This is a genomic window from Amycolatopsis sp. NPDC003676 (genome assembly GCF_053587275.1).
In genome coordinates this window covers 1-17,859 of record NZ_JBSFNS010000143.1, presented here as the reverse complement: position 1 = coordinate 17,859, position 17,859 = coordinate 1, and the positions used below count along the sequence as shown (strand labels likewise).

The 17,859-nt window shown below is 70.6% G+C and carries 15 protein-coding genes; 11 read left to right on the top strand and 4 right to left on the bottom strand.

The window, feature by feature from the left end; genetic code table 11:
* The first annotated feature begins 239 nt into the window (after nucleotides 1-239).
* From ACWDNU_RS40850 to ACWDNU_RS40840, 3 genes are read left to right on the top strand one after another with little or no spacing between them, the layout of a single operon-like run.
* On the top strand, nucleotides 240-3,107 hold the full coding sequence (locus ACWDNU_RS40850; RefSeq protein WP_449672794.1) for an alpha/beta fold hydrolase: 2,868 nt from the start codon (nucleotides 240-242) through the stop codon (nucleotides 3,105-3,107).
* A complete protein-coding gene (locus tag ACWDNU_RS40845; RefSeq protein WP_449672793.1) occupies nucleotides 3,104-4,042 on the top strand; it encodes an ABC transporter permease in 939 nt (312 codons plus the stop codon). Before ACWDNU_RS40850 ends, ACWDNU_RS40845 begins: the two co-directional genes overlap by 4 nt.
* Before the next feature lie 26 nt (nucleotides 4,043-4,068).
* Nucleotides 4,069-4,824: an enoyl-CoA hydratase/isomerase family protein gene (locus ACWDNU_RS40840; RefSeq protein ID WP_370936269.1), complete on the top strand. Its 756-nt coding sequence runs from the start codon at nucleotides 4,069-4,071 to the stop codon at nucleotides 4,822-4,824.
* 182 nt (nucleotides 4,825-5,006) lie between these two features.
* On the opposite strand, the gene ACWDNU_RS40835 is transcribed toward ACWDNU_RS40840, so the two are convergent.
* From ACWDNU_RS40835 to ACWDNU_RS40820, 4 genes are all read right to left on the bottom strand, one after another.
* Nucleotides 5,007-5,408, bottom strand: a complete 402-nt coding sequence (locus ACWDNU_RS40835; RefSeq protein ID WP_344286472.1) for a type II toxin-antitoxin system VapC family toxin — start codon at nucleotides 5,406-5,408, stop codon at nucleotides 5,007-5,009.
* A complete protein-coding gene (locus tag ACWDNU_RS40830; protein ID WP_449672792.1) occupies nucleotides 5,405-5,677 on the bottom strand; it encodes a type II toxin-antitoxin system VapB family antitoxin in 273 nt (90 codons plus the stop codon). Before ACWDNU_RS40830 ends, ACWDNU_RS40835 begins: the two co-directional genes overlap by 4 nt.
* A gap of 27 nt (nucleotides 5,678-5,704) precedes the next feature.
* Nucleotides 5,705-7,864 (bottom strand): excinuclease ABC subunit UvrB, encoded by a 2,160-nt coding sequence (gene uvrB / locus ACWDNU_RS40825; protein WP_449672791.1) that lies wholly within the window; start codon nucleotides 7,862-7,864, stop codon nucleotides 5,705-5,707.
* A 172-nt stretch (nucleotides 7,865-8,036) separates the two neighbouring features.
* On the bottom strand, nucleotides 8,037-9,449 hold the full coding sequence (locus ACWDNU_RS40820) for a DUF5685 family protein (RefSeq protein ID WP_449672789.1): 1,413 nt from the start codon (nucleotides 9,447-9,449) through the stop codon (nucleotides 8,037-8,039).
* Between the two features lie 114 nt (nucleotides 9,450-9,563).
* Here ACWDNU_RS40820 and ACWDNU_RS40815 point away from each other — a divergent pair, with 114 nt between their 5' ends.
* From ACWDNU_RS40815 to ACWDNU_RS40780, 8 genes are all read left to right on the top strand, one after another.
* Nucleotides 9,564-10,082, top strand: coding sequence for a DUF402 domain-containing protein (locus ACWDNU_RS40815; protein WP_449672788.1), 519 nt, complete (start codon nucleotides 9,564-9,566; stop codon nucleotides 10,080-10,082).
* A gap of 81 nt (nucleotides 10,083-10,163) precedes the next feature.
* Nucleotides 10,164-10,919, top strand: a complete 756-nt coding sequence (locus tag ACWDNU_RS40810; protein ID WP_449672787.1) for a class I SAM-dependent methyltransferase — start codon at nucleotides 10,164-10,166, stop codon at nucleotides 10,917-10,919.
* Between the two features lie 70 nt (nucleotides 10,920-10,989).
* Nucleotides 10,990-11,895, top strand: coding sequence for an ABC transporter ATP-binding protein (locus ACWDNU_RS40805; protein WP_449672786.1), 906 nt, complete (start codon nucleotides 10,990-10,992; stop codon nucleotides 11,893-11,895).
* Between the two features lie 13 nt (nucleotides 11,896-11,908).
* Entirely contained in the window at nucleotides 11,909-12,646 is a 738-nt protein-coding gene (locus ACWDNU_RS40800; protein ID WP_370936261.1) for an ABC transporter permease, read from the top strand.
* A 5-nt stretch (nucleotides 12,647-12,651) separates the two neighbouring features.
* The gene (locus tag ACWDNU_RS40795; protein WP_449672785.1) at nucleotides 12,652-14,166 is read left to right on the top strand and encodes an ArnT family glycosyltransferase; all 1,515 of its coding nucleotides are present in this window, start codon (nucleotides 12,652-12,654) and stop codon (nucleotides 14,164-14,166) included.
* A gap of 95 nt (nucleotides 14,167-14,261) precedes the next feature.
* Nucleotides 14,262-15,782 carry an ArnT family glycosyltransferase gene (locus ACWDNU_RS40790; RefSeq protein ID WP_449672795.1) on the top strand — a complete coding sequence of 507 codons (1,521 nt, stop codon included), beginning with the start codon at nucleotides 14,262-14,264 and terminating at the stop codon, nucleotides 15,780-15,782.
* Entirely contained in the window at nucleotides 15,779-17,107 is a 1,329-nt protein-coding gene (locus ACWDNU_RS40785) for a sensor histidine kinase (RefSeq protein ID WP_449672784.1), read from the top strand. The genes ACWDNU_RS40790 and ACWDNU_RS40785 overlap by 4 nt, the downstream gene beginning before the upstream one ends.
* On the top strand, nucleotides 17,104-17,730 hold the full coding sequence (locus ACWDNU_RS40780) for a response regulator (protein ID WP_009079732.1): 627 nt from the start codon (nucleotides 17,104-17,106) through the stop codon (nucleotides 17,728-17,730). Before ACWDNU_RS40785 ends, ACWDNU_RS40780 begins: the two co-directional genes overlap by 4 nt.
* Nucleotides 17,731-17,859: the final 129 nt, after the last annotated feature.

Genomic DNA, 17,859 nt, shown 5'->3' with positions numbered 1-17,859 from the left:
GGGACAGGCCGAAGGCCCCTCCCGCCGCTCACCCCAAAACGCCGGCTAAAAGCAATCCCGCGCGCGGCGGCGAAGCCGACGCCAAAAACACAGTTGCGTGCCGAGCCTCCCCCGCAAACCCGCCCCCGACTAACTCGCCCACAACTACCCCACCCACAACTCCTCCCGCGAGTGAGCCCATGTCTAATCCGTGTGAACCCCGTCCCCCACTCTCAGCAAAATCGTCATAACGTCGCTTCGTGCCCCGAATCCCGTTCCCTCGCACCCGCGGCTCCCGGCTCGTCGCCGCAGCCGCCGTGGTGCTGGTCGCCGCCGCGGCAGTGACCGTCTGGGCGACCCGCGACCGCGGCCCCGCCCCGGTCCGGACCCAGGACGCCTTCCTCTCGATGCCCGCCGCCCCCGGTTCCCCCGATCAGGTCCGCATCGACACCACGACCTACTACCCCGAACACACGCCTGCGCCCGCCGTACTGCTGGCGCACGGCTTCGGCGGCGACAAGTCCAGCGTGGACCCACAAGCCCGCGAACTGGCCCAGCGCGGCTTCGTCGTGCTCACCTGGTCCGCACGCGGATTCGGCCACAGCACCGGCAAAATCGGCCTGAACGACCCCGACGGCGAGGTCGCCGACGCACGCAGGCTGGTCGACCGCCTGTCGGCGAGCCCCGAAGTGGCGACCGGCGCCGACGGCCAACGCGAGATCGGGGTAACCGGAGCGTCCTACGGCGGTTCACTGTCACTCCTGCTAGCCGGGACCGACCACCGAGTGCGCGCGCTCGCGCCGGTCATCACCTACAACGACCTCGGCCAAGCCCTCGTGCCAAACGCCGCGGCGACGACCGCTCCGGAAGCGAAGACTCCAGCGGCTGGCGCGTTCTCCCCGGACGGCGTCTTCAAAAAGACCTGGGCGGGCATCTTCTTCTCCGCCGGTTCTGGCGCGGCCGCAGCGAGCACGCCGTCCACCGAAGCGCCGGAAGCGGGACAGAAGACCAACGACAACGGCAGCACCGCGGGCAACAGCGGCGGCACCGCACCGCAAGCCGCCGCGCCACCAGCTGGGGCTCGGTCGGAGCGGCCGTCCGCAGACCCGTGCGGACGGTTCACCGCACCGGTCTGCAAGGCGTACACGGAACTCGCGACCACCGGCAAAGCCAGCCCAGAAACGGTCGCGCTGCTGCACCGAGTCTCCCCCTCGTCGGTCACCGGCAAGATCACCGCGCCGACGCTGCTCGTCCAAGGCGAGAGCGACACGCTGTTCGGGCTCGACCAGTCCGACGCCACCGCGCGGCAGATCACCGCGGCGGGCGGATCGGTGCGCACGATCTGGTACACCGGCGGCCACGACGGCGGCATTCCCGGGCCGCAGCTGCGCGCGAAGATCGGCGACTTCCTGTGGTCGTCGCTCACCGGCCAGGGCGACCCGGGCCGCGGATTCAGCTACGACGTTCAAGGCACGTTGCGCGCCAACGGAACCCCGTCGGTGCGGACGGTCAACACCGCCGCGTATCCCGGCCTGAACGGCGACGGGACCGAGCGCAAGCAGGTGGCGCTCAGCGGTCCGGCGCAGCCGATCGTCCGGCCCGCGGGCGCGAATCCGGCCGCGGTGAGCGGGATTCCGGGGCTCAACGGGCTCGCGTCCGGCACCTCGCGGCTGGCTCCGCTGTTCAGCAGCGACCCGCCGGGGCAGGCCGCGCAGTTCGGCACCGCGCCGTTCGACAGCCAGGTGCTGCTGTCCGGTTCGAGCACGGTCCGGCTGCGGGTCGCGACCGATCCGGCGCATCCGCAGCCGGAGGCGGTGCTGTTCGCAAAGCTGTACGACGTCGGCCAGGACGGCACCCGCGTGCTGCCCGCGAACGCGGTCGCGCCGTTCCGGGTCACCGGGCTGCCCGCCGACGGCACGCCGGTCGACGTCACGGTGACGCTGCCGGGCGTCGTGCGGCCGATCGACTCCGGGCATTCGCTGCGGCTCGTCGTCGGCACGACCGACCAGGCGTACTCGGTGCCGACGCAGCCGGGAGTGTTCCGGGTCGGGCTCGCTTCCGGTGCGGCACTTGCCGTCCCCGTGGTGCCTGGCGCGTCGGTCGGCGCTCCGCTGCCGGTCGGGCAGCTGATCGGCATCGGCGCGACGCTGCTGATCGCGATCGCGGTCGTCGTGGTCGCGGTGATCCGGCGGCGGCGGGCGCACGACGTCGACCCGGAACTCGCGAACACCCCGCTGGTGATCAAGGGGCTGAAAAAGCAGTACGCGGGCGGGTTCACCGCGGTGGCGGACCTGTCGTTCCGCGTCGAACCGGGCCAGGTGCTCGGCCTGCTCGGGCCGAACGGCGCGGGCAAGACGACCACGCTGCGGATGCTGATGGGCCTGATCACGCCGACCGCGGGCGAGATCCGCGTGTTCGGCCACCGGATCGCGCCGGGCGCGCCGGTGCTGTCGCGGATCGGGTCGTTCGTCGAGGGCTCCGGATTCCTGCCGCATCTGTCCGGCAAGGCGAACCTGGAGCTGTACTGGGCGGCGACCGGGCGGCCGGTCGAGAAGGCGCATTTCACCGAGGCGCTGGAGATCGCCGGGCTCGGCGACGCGGTGCACCGGCGGGTGAAGACCTACAGCCAGGGCATGCGGCAGCGGCTCGCGATCGCGCAGGCGATGCTCGGGCTGCCGGAGCTGATGGTGCTCGACGAACCGACCAACGGGCTCGACCCGCCGCAGATCCACCAGATGCGGGAGGTCCTGCAGCGCTACGCCGCCACCGGGCGCACCGTCGTCGTCTCGAGCCACCTGCTGGCCGAGGTCGAGCAGACGTGTTCGCACGTGGTGGTCATGCACCGCGGGAGGCTCGTGGCCTCGGGCGAGGTCGGCGAGCTGGCGGCCTCGAGCGGCGAGGCCACGTTCCGGGTCGGCGACCCGGCGGCGGCCGCGGCGGCGCTCAAGGGCGTCGGCGGTGTGTCGGACATCGAAACCGAGGGCGATCTGGTGCACGCGAATCTCGACGGGCTGCCGCGCGCCGACGCGGTCGCGGCGCTCGTGCGCGCCGGAGTCGCGGTGGAGCAGGCCGGGCCGCGCCGCCGGCTCGAAGACGCGTTCCTGCAGCTGGTGGGAGAGGATTCATGAGCGAGGGCAACAGTTCCGGCGGGGTCCACACCGACCCGGCCGCACTGCAGGAACTGAGCGATCTGGCCACGGCGGAACCGGCCGAGGTCGGCCCGGACGGCGCGGTGGCGGGCTATCGCGCCGACCGGACACTGCGGTTGAGCGTGGAGCTGAAACGGCAGCTGCGCCGGCGGCGGACCCAGCTGGTGCTGGCGTTCGTCGCGGTGCTGCCGTTCATCCTGGTGGTGGCGTTCCAGATCGGGCAGTCCAGTCCCAACCGCCGCTCCGGCGGCTTCGTGGACCTCGCGACGGCGAGCGCGCCGAACTTCGTGGTGCTCGCGTTCTTCGTGTCCGGCACGTTCCTGCTGCCGATGATCGTCGCGTTGTTCTTCGGCGACACGATCGCGAGCGAATCGTCGTGGTCGAGCCTGAAGTACCTGCTGGCGATCCCGGTGCCGCGGCATCGGCTGCTGCGGCAGAAGGCCGTGGTGTCCGGGTTGCTGTCGATCGCCGCGCTGGTGCTGCTGCCGGTGGTTTCGCTGCTGGTCGGCATCATCTGGTACGGCGCGGGCGACGCGATCAGCCCGACCGGCGACGCGGTCAGCTTCGGCGACAGCCTGCTGGCGCTGCTGATGTCCACTGTGTACATCGTGGTGCAGCTGGCCTGGGTCGCCGGGCTCGCGCTGCTGCTGAGCGTGTCGACGGAAGCGCCGCTGGGCGCGGTCGGCGGGACGGTGCTGGTGGCGATCCTGTCGCAGATCCTCGACCAGATCACCGCTTTGGAGGGCTTGCGGAACTATCTGCCGACGCACTATTCGTTCGCCTGGATCGACTTGATCTCCACGGACATCGACTGGACGAACCTGGCCAGCGGCGTGTTGTCGTCGGTCATCTACACGACGGTGTTCCTGCTGCTCGCTGGCCGCCGGTTCGCACGCAAGGACGTCACCAGCTGAGGCGGACGTCCGGTACGGTTCGGCGCGTGACGATCCACCTGGAACTCGATGCCGGCGTCGCACTCGTGACCCTCGAACACGGGCGCGGCAACACCCTCGACACCGCCACCTGCAAAGAGCTGGTGATCAGACTCGAAGAGGCCGACGCGGCCGGAGCGCGCGCGGTCGTGCTCACCGGCTCCGGCGACATGTTCTCCGCCGGAGTGGACCTGCTCGCCGTCGACGAGGGCGGCGCGCGCTACGTCGGCGATTTCCTGCCGGCGCTGTCGGACGCGTTCCTGGCCGTCTTCGGCTTCCCGCGCCCGGTGGTGGCGGCGGTGAACGGCCACGCCATCGCGGGCGGCATGGTCCTGGCGGCGGCGTGCGACCACCGGATCGCCGCGGACGGCCCCGGCCGCATCGGCGTGACGGAGCTGCTCGTGGGCGTGCCGTTCCCGTTGTCGGCGCTGGAAATCCTGCGCTGCACCTACGGGACGACGCCCTTGCCGTCCCTGATCTACAGCGGCGCGACGGTCACCATGGCCGACGCCGTCCACCGCGGCCTGGTCGACGAGGTCGTGCCCGCCGAGGACGTGCTCACCCGCGCACGCGAACTGGCCGCCCGGCTCGGCGAACTGCCCACGGAGGCTTTCGCGCACACGAAGCAGCAGCTGCGGCAGCCGTACCACCAGCGGATCGCGGAGAACCGCGTGTCCGACGACGCGCAGGTGGAACGGCTGTGGCGGTCGGAACCGGCGCTGGCGGCGGTGAAGGCTTACGTGGAGAAGGTGCTGAAGCGCTGACCTTTCGGTTGGTCCTTTCCCGGGAAATCGCGGGATTAGAGACTTTCTTGCCTCAGCTCTGCCCGCACACCCATTGCTTCGGACGCATGTTTCTGTGAAAGTCGAAGCGAGGGTCCGGGAACCGGGGGTGCCTCAGTTCGGAGCGCACCCCCGGGCCGGGGGTCCCATTCGGCTGATCGCCGTCAGTTCTCTCCCAGTTTGACCAGCTCGAGGTCGGTTTGGGGAAAGTCGTCGCCGATGCAGAGCAGCGGTTCTCCGGCGATCTTGGCGGTGGCATAGCTGTGGCAGTCGCCGAGATTCAGCTTCGCCGGATGACGGCCTTTCCCGAACTGACTGAAGGCGTCAGTGGCGATCTCGCTGTGTTCCTCGGTGAAGGGGACCACCGCGATGCGGTTGTCCTGCATGAACCTGGCCAGGGCCAGCCTCCCCCGGGAACCCAGCCGCACCGTCAAGACGACGCCCACCTCCACCAAGGTCGGTGCGCCAATTCTCGGCGCGGCGGCCTCGGCGAGGCGTTCTTCGAGCCGATCGTGGCCTGGCTCGCGCAGGAGAATCGCCACGATCGCGGAACTGTCGAGGATCACACGCCCTCCGGCCCGAATCCGAGAATGTCTTCTTCCTCCTCCTTGGAGAGCGGCTTTCCCAGCTCCTCGGGCGGGATGAGCGGCCAGATCTCCTCTTCGAGCATCCGGCGCAACCGCTTCAGCCGCTGTTCAGCGTCCTCGTGCTTGCGCAGCTGGTCCCGGCGCAGCTGAAGAGACTCGCGGACCGCCCCGGTTTTAGTGGTGCCGGTCAGCTCGGCGACCTCGGCTGCCAAGCGCTCCGCTTCCGGATCCTTGATGTTCATCGCCATGGTGTAAGGGTACCCGAGATGGTGTAACTACTTGATTCCGGCAGCGTCCATCCCCCGCAGTTCCTTCTTCAGGTCGGAGACCTCGTCGCGCAGCCGGGCGGCCAGTTCGAACTGCAGGTCGCGGGCGGCCTGCATCATCTGGTCGGTCATCTGCTGGATCAGGTCGGCCAGTTCGGCGCGCGGCATCGACGACACGTTCTTGTCGGTCAGCATGCCCGAGCTGCGGACGCGGTCGCCCTGTTCCGGCTTCTTGCCGCGCGAGGCGTTGCGGCCCGAGCCGCCGACCGCGACCGACTCGTCCGAGTCTTCCGCTTCGTTGTAGACGCGGTCGAGGATGTCGGCGATCTTCTTGCGCAGCGGCTGCGGGTCGAGGCCGCGCTCCTCGTTGTAGGCGACCTGCTTGGCGCGGCGGCGGTCAGTCTCCTCGATCGCGTACTGCATCGAGTCGGTGATCTTGTCCGCGTACATGTGGACCTCGCCGGACACGTTTCGCGCCGCGCGGCCGATGGTCTGGATCAGCGACGTGCCGCTGCGCAGGAAGCCTTCCTTGTCCGCGTCGAGGATCGCGACCAGCGACACCTCGGGCAGGTCGAGGCCCTCGCGCAGCAGGTTGATGCCGACCAGGACGTCGTAGTCGCCCGCGCGCAACTGGCGCAGCAGCTCGACCCGGCGCAGCGTGTCGACCTCCGAGTGCAGGTACCGGACGCGGATGCCCAGCTCCAGCAGGTAGTCCGTGAGGTCCTCGGCCATCTTCTTGGTGAGCGTGGTGACCAGGACGCGCTCGTCCTTGTCCGCGCGCTCCCGGATCTCGTGCACCAGGTCGTCGATCTGCCCCTCGGTCGGCTTCACGACCACCTTCGGGTCGACCAGGCCGGTGGGCCGGATGACCTGCTCGACGAACTCGCCGCCGGTCTGGCCCATCTCGTACGGGCCCGGCGTCGCCGACAGGTACACCGTCTGGCCGATCCGGTCGGAGAACTCCTCCCAGGTCAGCGGCCGGTTGTCGACCGCGCTCGGCAGCCGGAACCCGTAGTCGACGAGGTTGCGCTTGCGGCTCATGTCGCCCTCGTACATGCCGCCGATCTGCGGCACCGTCTGGTGCGATTCGTCGATGACCAGCAGGAAGTCTTCCGGGAAGTAGTCGATGAGCGTGGCGGGCGCGGAACCCGCGCCGCGGCCGTCGATGTGCCGCGAGTAGTTCTCGATGCCGGAGCAGAAGCCGACCTGCCGCATCATCTCGATGTCGTAGGCGGTGCGCATCCGCAGCCGCTGGGCCTCCAGCAGCTTGCCCTGCTTCTCCAGCTCGGCCAGCCGCTCTTCCAGCTCGGCCTCGATGCCGCGGATCGCCTTTTCCATCCGCTCCGGCCCGGCGACGTAGTGCGTGGCCGGGAAGATCCGGACCTCGTCGACCTCGCGCACGATGTCGCCGGTGAGCGGGTGCAAGTAGTACAGCTTGTCGATCTCGTCGCCGAAGAACTCGACGCGGATCGCCAGCTCCTCGTACGCCGGGATGATCTCCACCGTGTCGCCGCGGACGCGGAAGGTGCCGCGCGCGAAGGCGATGTCGTTGCGCGAGTACTGCACGTCGACCAGCGCGCGCAGCAGCACGTCGCGCTCCACCGTGGCGCCGACCTCCAGCTTCGTGGACCGGTCGAGGTACGACTGCGGCGTGCCGAGGCCGTAGATGCAGGACACCGACGCGACCACGATGACGTCGCGGCGCGAGAGCAGGTTCATCGTGGCGGAGTGGCGCAGCCGTTCGACGTCGTCGTTGATCGACGAGTCCTTCTCGATGTACGTGTCCGTCTGCGCGATATACGCCTCGGGCTGGTAGTAGTCGTAGTAGCTGACGAAGTATTCGACCGCGTTGTGCGGGAACAGCTCGCGCAGCTCGTTGGCCAGCTGCGCGGCCAGCGTCTTGTTCGGGGCCATCACCAGAGTGGGCCGCTGGACGCGTTCGATCAGCCACGCGGTGGTGGCCGATTTGCCGGTGCCGGTGGCGCCGAGCAGCACGACGTCTTTCTCGCCCGCGCGGATCCGGCGTTCGAGATCGTCGATGGCCGCCGGCTGGTCGCCGGCGGGCTGGTACTCGCTGACCACCTCGAACCGGCCGCCGGCGCGAGGCACCTCGGAAACCGGGCGGAAGTCGGACTGGGCGAGGACGGGGTGTTCGGTTGCGAAAGCCACGAGAACCAGGGTAGGCCGGGGCACCGACAATTTCCGCGACGGCCGGTGTGAGCTGGGGATCTATCGCTCTTCCGGGGCGGATTCGCGGCCCCGGGCCCGCACGCGGCCTGGCTTGGGCACGGCATGCGGCGAGCTCCGCGGGGAGTCCTGGGGCCCCGCACGAGCTTCCGGCTCAGCAGCTGCAGCAGTCGCATCCGCCGCAGCAGTCGCAGTCGCACCCGTTGCAGCAGTCGCAGCCGCAGTCGCAGTCGGCGCCGTTCGGTTCGCCGCTCCAGGGGCCCGGGTACGGATCGCGGCAGCAGAACTGGCAGGAGCAGCACATGTACGTCGCGATCGCGCAGCCCGCGAAGAAGTTCCGGCGTTTCGGCGGCACCGCGAACTTCGGAATCCAGCAGCCGCCGCCCTTGCCGTCCAGGGAGTCCCCGCCCTCCGGCGGTCCGGGACCGTCCGGACCTCCCGGCCCGCCTGGTCCACCAGGCCCGCCAGGCCCGCCAGGCCCGGGAGGGCCCGCGGGGCCGCCGGGGCCGGGCATCCCGGCAGGTCCGTAGCCGGGAACCGGAGCGCCGTAGCCCGGCGGCGGCCCGTACCCGGGCATCCCCGGCTGCTGGCCGTATCCCGGCTGCCCGGGCCCAGGCGCACCGATCCCCGGTCCGTAAGGCGACTGCTGCGGCGCAGGCCCCGGCCCGATCCACCCGGGCGGCGGCTGCTGGCCATGTACCCCGTGCCCGTGCAAGTGGTGATGCCCGAACGCCCGCCGAACCGCCTGTCGCAGCTCGTGCACCAGCAGCGCGTGCAGCAGAGCCGAATCAGCGAACTCCGCCTCCCGCAGTGCCAGCTCGACCCCGAGCACCGCGTCCGTGCACAACCGGTGGGCCTCGTCCAGCGCGGTTCCCGTGGCCAGCAACGGATTCCACGCACCGGACGCGGCATCCGCAGCCAGGTCTTCGACCGCGTCGAGCAGGTGCGCCACCCGCCCGAACAGCCGTCCCGCCTCGGCGAGCGGAGCGCGGTTGCCGGGGCGGCCAGCCAGCACCGCGGTCTGCGCGAACGCCGCGGACGACGCCAGTTCGGCCGGTTCGGTCGCCAGCAGCGGCGAGTCTCCGGCACGAATGGCCCGCTCCAGCTCCCCCTGCCGACCGACCGCTTCGGTCAGCACCGCGGTGTCGAAGCCGATGCCAGCGCCCGTCCGACCGCCTTGTGCGGCCCACCGGCGAGCAACTAGCCGCGCTGCCCCAGCGACCGGACGCCGGGCGAAAGCGCCGTCCCGGTCGGCGACGTGGTCGTCGACCTTCGCCGAAGCCAGTACCAGCGAAACCGCCGCCGCGAGCCGGGCGCCGTCGCCGACCGCGACGGACGCTGGGCGCATCGACCGCAGCGGGCAGGGTCCCGCAGCACGCCGGGGTCCGCTCGGCGTCTGTGCCTCGACCAGCGCCGATACGATCAGCGCGTCGTAGTTCGTCACGACCCGGGCGAACTGGCCGTGCTGGTCGCGCAGGGCCAGGCAGAGGCCGCACAGGTGTGCCATCCAGTCCGCGTGCAGCCGCCCAGCCAGCCGGTGCCGGCAGGGTCTGATGATCCCGAACAAGTGCTTGTCCCCCCAGGAGAACCGAACGACTCGCGAACTTTAGCCTCTCGGCCGGGCCCCTGACCGGCGTTCCGGCGATTCTCGCGAAGGGCGCGGGCAAGGCAGGATGGGCGGATGACCGATCTGCACCCGCCGAAGGTCGAGACGTTCGACCCGGCCGCCCGCGTGAACATCGACAACAAGGGCATCCGCCGCGACGTGGAGGAGTTCCGCGAGGAGCGCTTCGGCCTGTACCTGGCCCGGCCGGCGCCGGGGCGGGCGCAGTTCCACTACCTCGAATCCTGGCTGCTTCCGGAGCTCGGGCTGCGGATCACCGACTTCTGGTTCAGCCCCGGCCACGAACGCGACCAGGACTTCTACCTCGACGTGGTGCGCGTGCACCGCGACGGCCCGCGCTGGGTCGCCACCGATCTCTACCTCGACCTCGTGCTCAAGGACAAGATCTCGGTCCGGGTGATCGACACCGACGAACTGCTCGCCGCTGTCGCCGGAAACCTGCTCTCCCAAGAAGACGGCGAGTACGCGCTCGAAGTCGCCTACGCTGCCGTCGAAGGGCTCGCCGCGCACGGCTACGACCTCGCCGCCTGGCTGTCCACAAAGGACATGACACTCGGCTGGCGCAGGCATCCCTAACCGGGAACGGGGGAATTCCCCACCCCTGCCCGGCGGTCAGCCGGATTACCCGGAACGGCTCCCCCGGCCACGATCAGCGGCATGGAACGAACCGCAAACCAGGTGACGCTCGACCTCGTGTGCTCGCTCTACCGCGAGCACACCGAAGCGTTGCGCGCCGCGAAGGACGCCCAGCGAGCGCACCGCCGCGCGCACCCCACGATGAAGACCCAGCTGGACGACGTCGAGGCGGAGATCACCTACCTGCTCCTGCGCCATCTGCGCCCGGAAAAGGTCGTGGAGATCGGTTCGCTGCACGGCTGGTCCACTAGCTGGATCCTGCGCGCGCTCGCGGACAACGGCTCCGGCAAGCTGACCACGATCGACCTCATCGGGAATGCCACCAAGACCGTCCCGCACGCGCTGGCCAAGGGCCGCTGGGAGTTCCGCCAGGGCGACGCGCGCACGCTCACCGCCGACTGGCTGTCCGATGTGGACTATCTCTTCATCGACGCCGACCACGGCGCGCGCTTCGCGAGGTGGTACCTCGCCGACGTCTTCCCGAAGATCGACGCCGCAGTGAGCGTGCACGACGTGTTCCACCGCGGGACCCCGCTGCCGTTCACCGAAGGCACCGAAGTGGTGCGCTGGCTGGGAAAAACGCAGACTCCGTACTTCACCGCCGCCCGCGCCCGGGCGAAACACGCGTACGCTCGGCTTGACGAACTCAGGCGCGAACTCGGCGTCGACAGCATCGTCCACACCGGCCGCGACAACCCGATGATCTACTTCCGCATCCACCGATCGGTGGATGCGCGGCTGACAGCCGGTGGACCGGAAGTCGCACCGTTCCGCTGATCCGATCGGCCGCTCCAGCCGGGATTCTCGAATACAGCAACCGCTGCGATTCGAGAGGGGACGGCGGACAATGCCGGTCATCGAGGTGCGAAACCTCCGGAAGCGCTACCGCGAGAAAACGGCGGTGGAAGACGTTTCGTTCACCGTGGAGCGGGGCGAGATCTTCGGGATCCTCGGCCCCAACGGGGCGGGCAAGACGACCACGGTCGAATGCGTCGAGGGTCTGCGCTCCCCCGACGGCGGCACCGTTTCGGTTCTCGGGCTCGACCCGCGGCGCGACGTCCGCGAGCTGCGCCAGCGCCTCGGCGTCCAGCTGCAGGAAAGCCGGCTGCCCGACCGGTTGCGCGTCGCCGAGGTCCTCGACCTGTTCGCCGCGATGTACCGCACTCCGGCGGATCCGGAGCGGCTGATGGACCTGCTCGGGCTCACTGAGCAACGGAACACGTTCTACCGCAAGCTTTCCGGCGGACAGCAGCAGCGCGTGTCGATCGCGCTCGCGCTCGTCGGCAGTCCCGAGGTGGTGGTGCTCGACGAACTGACGACCGGTCTCGACCCGCAGGCCCGCCGCGACACCTGGGATCTCGTTGAAGCGGTCCGCGCCCAGGGCGTGACGGTCGTGCTGGTCACGCACTTCATGGAGGAAGCGGAACGGCTGTGCGACCGGATCGCGGTGATCGACGCCGGGCTCGTCGTCGCGACCGACACCCCGGCGGGGCTGGTCGGCCGGGTCGGCGGGGAGCAGCGCATCCGGTTCCGCCCGTCCGCGCCGGTCGAGCCGCGGGAGCTGGCCGGGCTGCCGGACGTGCTGAAGGTCGAGCGGAACGGCACGCATCTCGTGGTGACCGGCGGCGCCGGCGCGCTGCAGGCGGTGACGTCGTTCCTCGCCCGCGCCGACGTGGTGGCGGGCGATCTGCGGGTGGAGCAGGCCAGCCTCGACGACGCCTTCGTCGCGCTGACCGGCCGGAAACTGGACTGAGGGGGAACCGGAAGTGTTGTCGAAACTGACCGTCGCCGAGGCGAAGATCTTCCTCCGCGACCCCGGTGCTCCCGCCGTGGTGCTCGGGATCCCGCTGGCGCTGGTGCTGGTGTTCGGGCTGATGCCGGGGTCGCGCGAACCCAGCGCCGAGCACGGCGGCCAGTCGGCGCTGGCCACGCTGATCGCGCCGATGGCGGTGGCGCTCCTGCTCGGGATTCTCGCGGTGTACATGCTGCCCGGCGCGATGGCCGCGCACCGGGAGAAAGGGGTGCTGAAGCGGCTGGCGGCGAGCCCGATGCCGCCGTCGCGGCTGCTGGCCGCGCAACTGCTGGTGAACCTCGCCATCGCGGTCGTCGCGATCGTGCTCGTCGTGGGGGTGGGCACGCTCGCGCTCGGCATGGCGCTGCCGAGGAACCCGGGCGGGTTCCTCGCGGTCGCGCTCCTGGGCGCGGTGTCGCTGTTTTCAGTCGGCACCCTGCTCGCCGCGTTCGTACCGAGCGCCCGCGCGGCGAACGGGATCGGCGCGGCCGTGTTCTTCCCGATGCTCGCGCTCGGCGGGGTCTGGGTGCCGAAGGAACAGCTGCCGCCGGTGCTGCAGCACATCGCCGACATCCTGCCGCTCGGCGCGACGCTCGGCAGCCTGCGCGAAACCGCAGCCGGACACGCACCGCACTGGCTGCCGATGGTCGCCCTCGCGGTGGTCGCCGTCGTGTGTTCGACGCTCGCCGCCCGATTCTTCCGCTGGGAGTGAGCGCGATGACTGCGACACAGGAAGAAACCACGGCCAACCGCTCGGTCGCGCCGTTCGCCCGGATGCCCGTGTTCGGCATCGTCGCGCTGATGGCGGTGCCGCTGGTGCTCACCGCGAACAATTACGGCTATTTCGGCGACGAGCTGTACTTTCTCGCCGCCGGACGGCATCTGGCCTGGGGTTACGTGGACCAGCCGCCGCTGCTGCCGCTGCTCGCCCGCGCGATGGACGCGATCGCGCCGGATTCGCTGTTCGTCCTGCGGCTCCCGGCGATGCTGGCGATGCTCGCCGGGGTCGTGTTCGCCGCGCTCATCGCCCGCGAACTCGGCGGCCGCACCCGCGCGCAGGTCATCACTGCCGCGACCTTCGCCGCCTGCACGAATTTCGTGGCCGGCGGCCACTACCTGGCGACCTCGACGCTGGATCCGTTCCTCTGGACCGTCCTGCTCTGGCTGGTCGTCCGCTGGATCCGCACCCGGCGCGACGGCCTGCTGCTGTGGGCCGGAGTCGTCACCGCGCTCGCGTTGTACGTGAAGTTCCTGATCGGCGGATTCTGGATCGTCGCCGGGATCGCGCTGCTGATCTGCGGTCCGCGCGAACTGCTGCGCCGTCCGATGCTGTGGGCGGGCGCCGCGATCGCCGCACTGGCGCTGGTCCCGACGCTGGTCTGGCAGGCGCAGCACGGCTGGCCGCAGCTCAGCATGGGCGCGGCGATCTCGAACGAGGTCAGCGAATCCTGGGGCGGGCGGCTGTCCTGGCTCCCGCAGGCGCTGCTGCTCGCGGGCGTCCCGGTGGGGGCCGTGCTGCTGGGCTACGGCCTGTGGCGGCTGCTGCGTTCGCCGCGGTTGCGTTCCTACCGCTTCCTCGCCTGGACCACGCTCGCGCTCGCCGTGGTGTTCATCGCGGTGAACGGCCGGTCGTATTACATCGCGGGAATGTTCGCGCCGTGCTGGGCGGTCGCGGCGGTGGAGCTTGAGAAGGGGCAGGCGTCGCGGTGGTGGCGCTGGATCCCGACCTGGCCGGTCTACGTGCTTTCCGCGCTGCTGATGCTGCCTGCGGCCCTGCCGGTGTGGCCGCATTCCTGGGTCGAGAAGAACCCGTCGCTGCCGACGCCCGCCTTCTCGTTCGGCGAGGTCGGCTGGCCGGAAGCCGCGCAATCGGTCGCCCGCGCGTTCCATCGCGTGCCCGACCCGGCACACACCGCGATCGTCGGCGAGACGTACTGGACTGCGAGCGCGCTCGACCGCTACGGCCCTGATCTGGGCCTGCCCGAGCCGACCAGCCCGAACCGCGGGTACGCCACCCTGGTCGTGCCGCCCGATTCGGCGCGCGACGTCCTGTTCGTCGGATTCGATCCTCGACCGCTGCTCGGGCACTTCGCCCACCTCGAGCCGGTCGGAACCGTGACGACCGGGAACGCGAAGCCGAGTGTGCTCGACGGCACGCCGATGTGGCTCGCGACCGCGAGGCGGCAGCCGTGGCCGGAAATCTGGCCCCACCTGGCGAACACCGGCGCTTGACCGGCGCCACCCGCAGTACGGCGGCGTCAGGCCTCGCCCGTAGGGTGCGGGCGAGGCCAGCCCCCGATCCGCCGACAGGGAGCAGGATGGACGCCGTGACCACGGCCACCGCACCGAGCACGCCGAACCGCGCGCTCGCCGAGTTCGCTCGGCGGCCGGTCTTCCTGCTCGCCGCAGGGACCGCCGCCGTACTCCTCGCCACCGCCGGCCGCTACGGCTACTTCGGCGACGAGCTGTACTTCCTCGCCGCGGGCAAACACCTCGCGTGGGGTTACGCGGACCAGCCGCCGGTGCTGCCGTTCCTCGCCTGGCTGGCGAACTCGATCGCGCCGGGCTCGCTCGTCGTGTTCCGGATCCCGGCGATACTGGCGACCGCCGCGGGCGTCGTGTTCACCGCGCTCATCGCCCGCGAAATGGGCGGCGAGCGCAAGGCGCAGATCCGCGCCGCCGCGGCGTACGCGATCTGCGGGCAGTTCGTCGGCAGCGGCCACTACCTCGCGACGTCCACTGTGGACCCGCTGCTGTGGACGATCGTGCTGTGGCTGCTGGTGCGCTGGATCCGCACCCGCGACGACAATCTGCTGCTGTGGCTCGGCGTCGCGACGGCGGTCGGGCTGAACGTGAAGTTCCTGATCGGCGGGTTCTGGGCGGTCACGGCGATCACCGCGCTCATTTTCGGACCGCGAGACCTGTTGCGCCGCCCGAAACTGTGGCTGGGCGCGGCGATCGCCGCTGTCGCGTGTGTGCCGACATTGCTCTGGCAGGCCTCGAACGGCTGGCCGCAGCTCGGCATGGGCGACGCGGTGTCGCGCGAAGTCGAGGAGGCGGGCGGCCGGGCGATGTTCGTGCCAGCGCTGCTCGCCGGGGCCGGTTGGGTCATCGGCGCGCTAGGCGTGCTGTACGGACTGACAGTGCTGGTCGGCAGTTCTCGGCTGCGCGCGTACCGATTCCTCGGTTGGACCGCGCTCGGCGTCTTCGCGCTCTTCCTGATCGGCAACGGCCGGTTCTATTACGCCGCAGGCACTTTCGGCTTGCTGTGGGCGGCCGCCGCAGTGCATCTGCAGGACCGGCCGCGGCCCGCGCTGTGGTGGCGCTGGGTGCCGACGTGGCCGATGTTCGTCCTGTCCGCGCTGTACAGCCTTCCCTACGCGCTCCCGGTGTGGCCGGAGCAGTGGCTGGTCGAGCATCCGACCGCACCTCGCCCGGCGTACGCGATGGAGGAGTACGGCTGGCCGGATCTGGCCGCGTCCGTCGCCAAGCAGTACCGCGCGCTGCCGCCCGAGCAGCGAACCCGCACCGCGCTCGTCACCGGCGGCTACTGGCAGGCGGGCGCGCTCGGCCGGTACGGGCCTGATCAGGGCCTGCCCGAGGCGTACAGCGCCAGCCGCGGATTCTGGTACTTCGGGCGGCCGGACGACAAGGCGGACACCGTGCTGTTCGTCGGCCGCGAACCGGCGAAGCTGGCGGCGCACTTCCGGTCCGCGCGCATCGTCGGCGAGGTCGACAACCGGCTGGGCGTCCCGAACGCCAGCCGGCACATGCCGATCTGGCAGCTCGACGGCCGGATCGGCAGCTGGGCCGAGATCTGGCCGCAGCTCAAGGATCTGAAGGCGTGAGATTCGAGGACGTCCGGGACGTCGAACTCGACTGGCGCGGTTCGCTGATGCCGCCCGCCGTGCCTCGGCCCGGCGACAAGCCCGTGCGGTGGCACCGATGGTTCGCCCAGGTGGAGACGGCGCTCGCGTGGGTTCTCCTGGTCGTCCCGACACTGTTGAGCGCGCTGACCGACCAGCCGAACGCACACCGGATCGCCACCGTGCTGATCGCCGCCGGGGCCGCGGTGTGGCTGGCGCTCACCACTTTCGTTCTCAGCCCGAAGCTGCGCGAGCACCCGATCGCCTCCGCCGCGGCGTTCGCCGGGGTCGTCGGGTTCGGCTCGGTCCTCCAGTCGCGCGACGCGTACTTCATCATCTTCATGGTCTACGGGTTCTTCGCGGCGATGCGGATGAAGCCGATGCCGGTCGCGGTGCTCGGCGTGGGCATCACGTCGCTGCTGATCAACACCATGACGCTCGGCGGGCCGATCCACGCACTGTCGGTGTCGCCGGGCATCTGGGGCACGATCGTGATCGTGCAGACCGCGGCGATCGGCGGCGGCGGCGCGCTTTTCGCCGCGGTGGGCAGGCAAAATCAAGAACGCAAGCGGATGCTCGACCAGCTGACGGCGGCCGAGGCGGAGAACCGCGGGCTGCAGCGGCAGTTGCTCACGCAGGCGCGCGAGGCAGGCGTGCTCGACGAGCGGCAGCGGCTGAGCCAGGAAATCCACGACACGCTCGCGCAGGGGTTCACCGGGATCATCACCCAGCTCGAAGCCGCCGCGCAGGCCCGCGCCGACCCGGCGGAATGGGAACGTCACCTCGCCTCGGCGACCCAGCTCGCGCGGGAAAATCTCACCGCCGCCCGGCGTTCGGTCGCCGCACTGCACCCGGAGCCGCTCGAAACCGCGACGCTGCCCGAGGCGCTCGCCGAGGTCGCGCGGCTGTGGAGCGAACGCACCGGCGTGCCCGCCGAGTTCTCGACCACCGGGACCGCTGTTCCGCTGCATCCGGAGCTAGAGGCGACCCTGCTGCGGATCACCCAGGAAGCACTGTCCAATGTGGCCAGACACGCGCAGGCGGGCCGAGCCGGGATCACCCTGTCGTACATGGGCGACGAGGTGACGCTGGACGCGCGCGACGACGGCGTCGGCTTCGACCCGGCGCAGCCGCCCACCCCGCCGTCTCCCGAAGGCGGCCACGGCCTGCCCGGCATGCGACGGCGCGCGGAACGGCTCGCCGGAACCCTGCACGTCGAGTCCGAACCGGGCGGCGGCACCGCGATCTCGGTGCGCCTGCCCGCCGTCCCGGCTGCGACACTGGACCCGACCGAGGGGGCCTCATGACCATCACCCTGCTCATCGCCGACGACCACCCGATCGTCCGCGACGGGCTGCGCGGCATCTTCACCGGCGAACGCGGCTTCGAGGTGTTGGGCGAGGCCGCGCACGGGGCCGAGGCGGTCACGCTCGCCGAGGCGTTGAAGCCGGACGTCGTACTGATGGACCTGCGGATGCCCGGCACCGACGGCGTCGCCGCGATCACCGAACTCGCCCGCCTCGGCAATCCCGCGCGCGTGCTCGTGCTGACCACGTACGACACGGATTCCGACGTGCTGCCCGCGATCGAGGCGGGCGCGACCGGTTACCTGCTGAAGGATTCGCCGCGCGAGGAACTGTTCCGCGCCGTCCGCGCCGCCGCCCGCGGCGAGGCGGTCCTCTCCCCCGCGGTCGCGAGCCGGATCATGGGCCAGATGCGCGCACCGGCCCAGGAACCGTTGTCGCAGCGCGAAATCGAGGTGCTGAATCTCGTCGCGCGGGGGTCGACGAACAAGGAAGCGGCGAAGAAGCTCTTCATCAGCGAGGCGACAGTGAAGACGCATTTGCTGCACGCGTACGCGAAGCTCGGCGTGAAGGACCGCGCGGCCGCGGTGGCGGTGGCTTTTGAGCGCGGTTTGCTCGGGTCGTGACTCCGTCGATAGGCCTGGCGCGCGATGCCGAGGTCCGTGAGGGGACAGACCTGGTGCGCCTGCTCGACCAGCTGGTCGGCGTCGGCCTTCGCCAAGCCGGGCAGCGAGACGTCGAGCCGCACGCCGAGC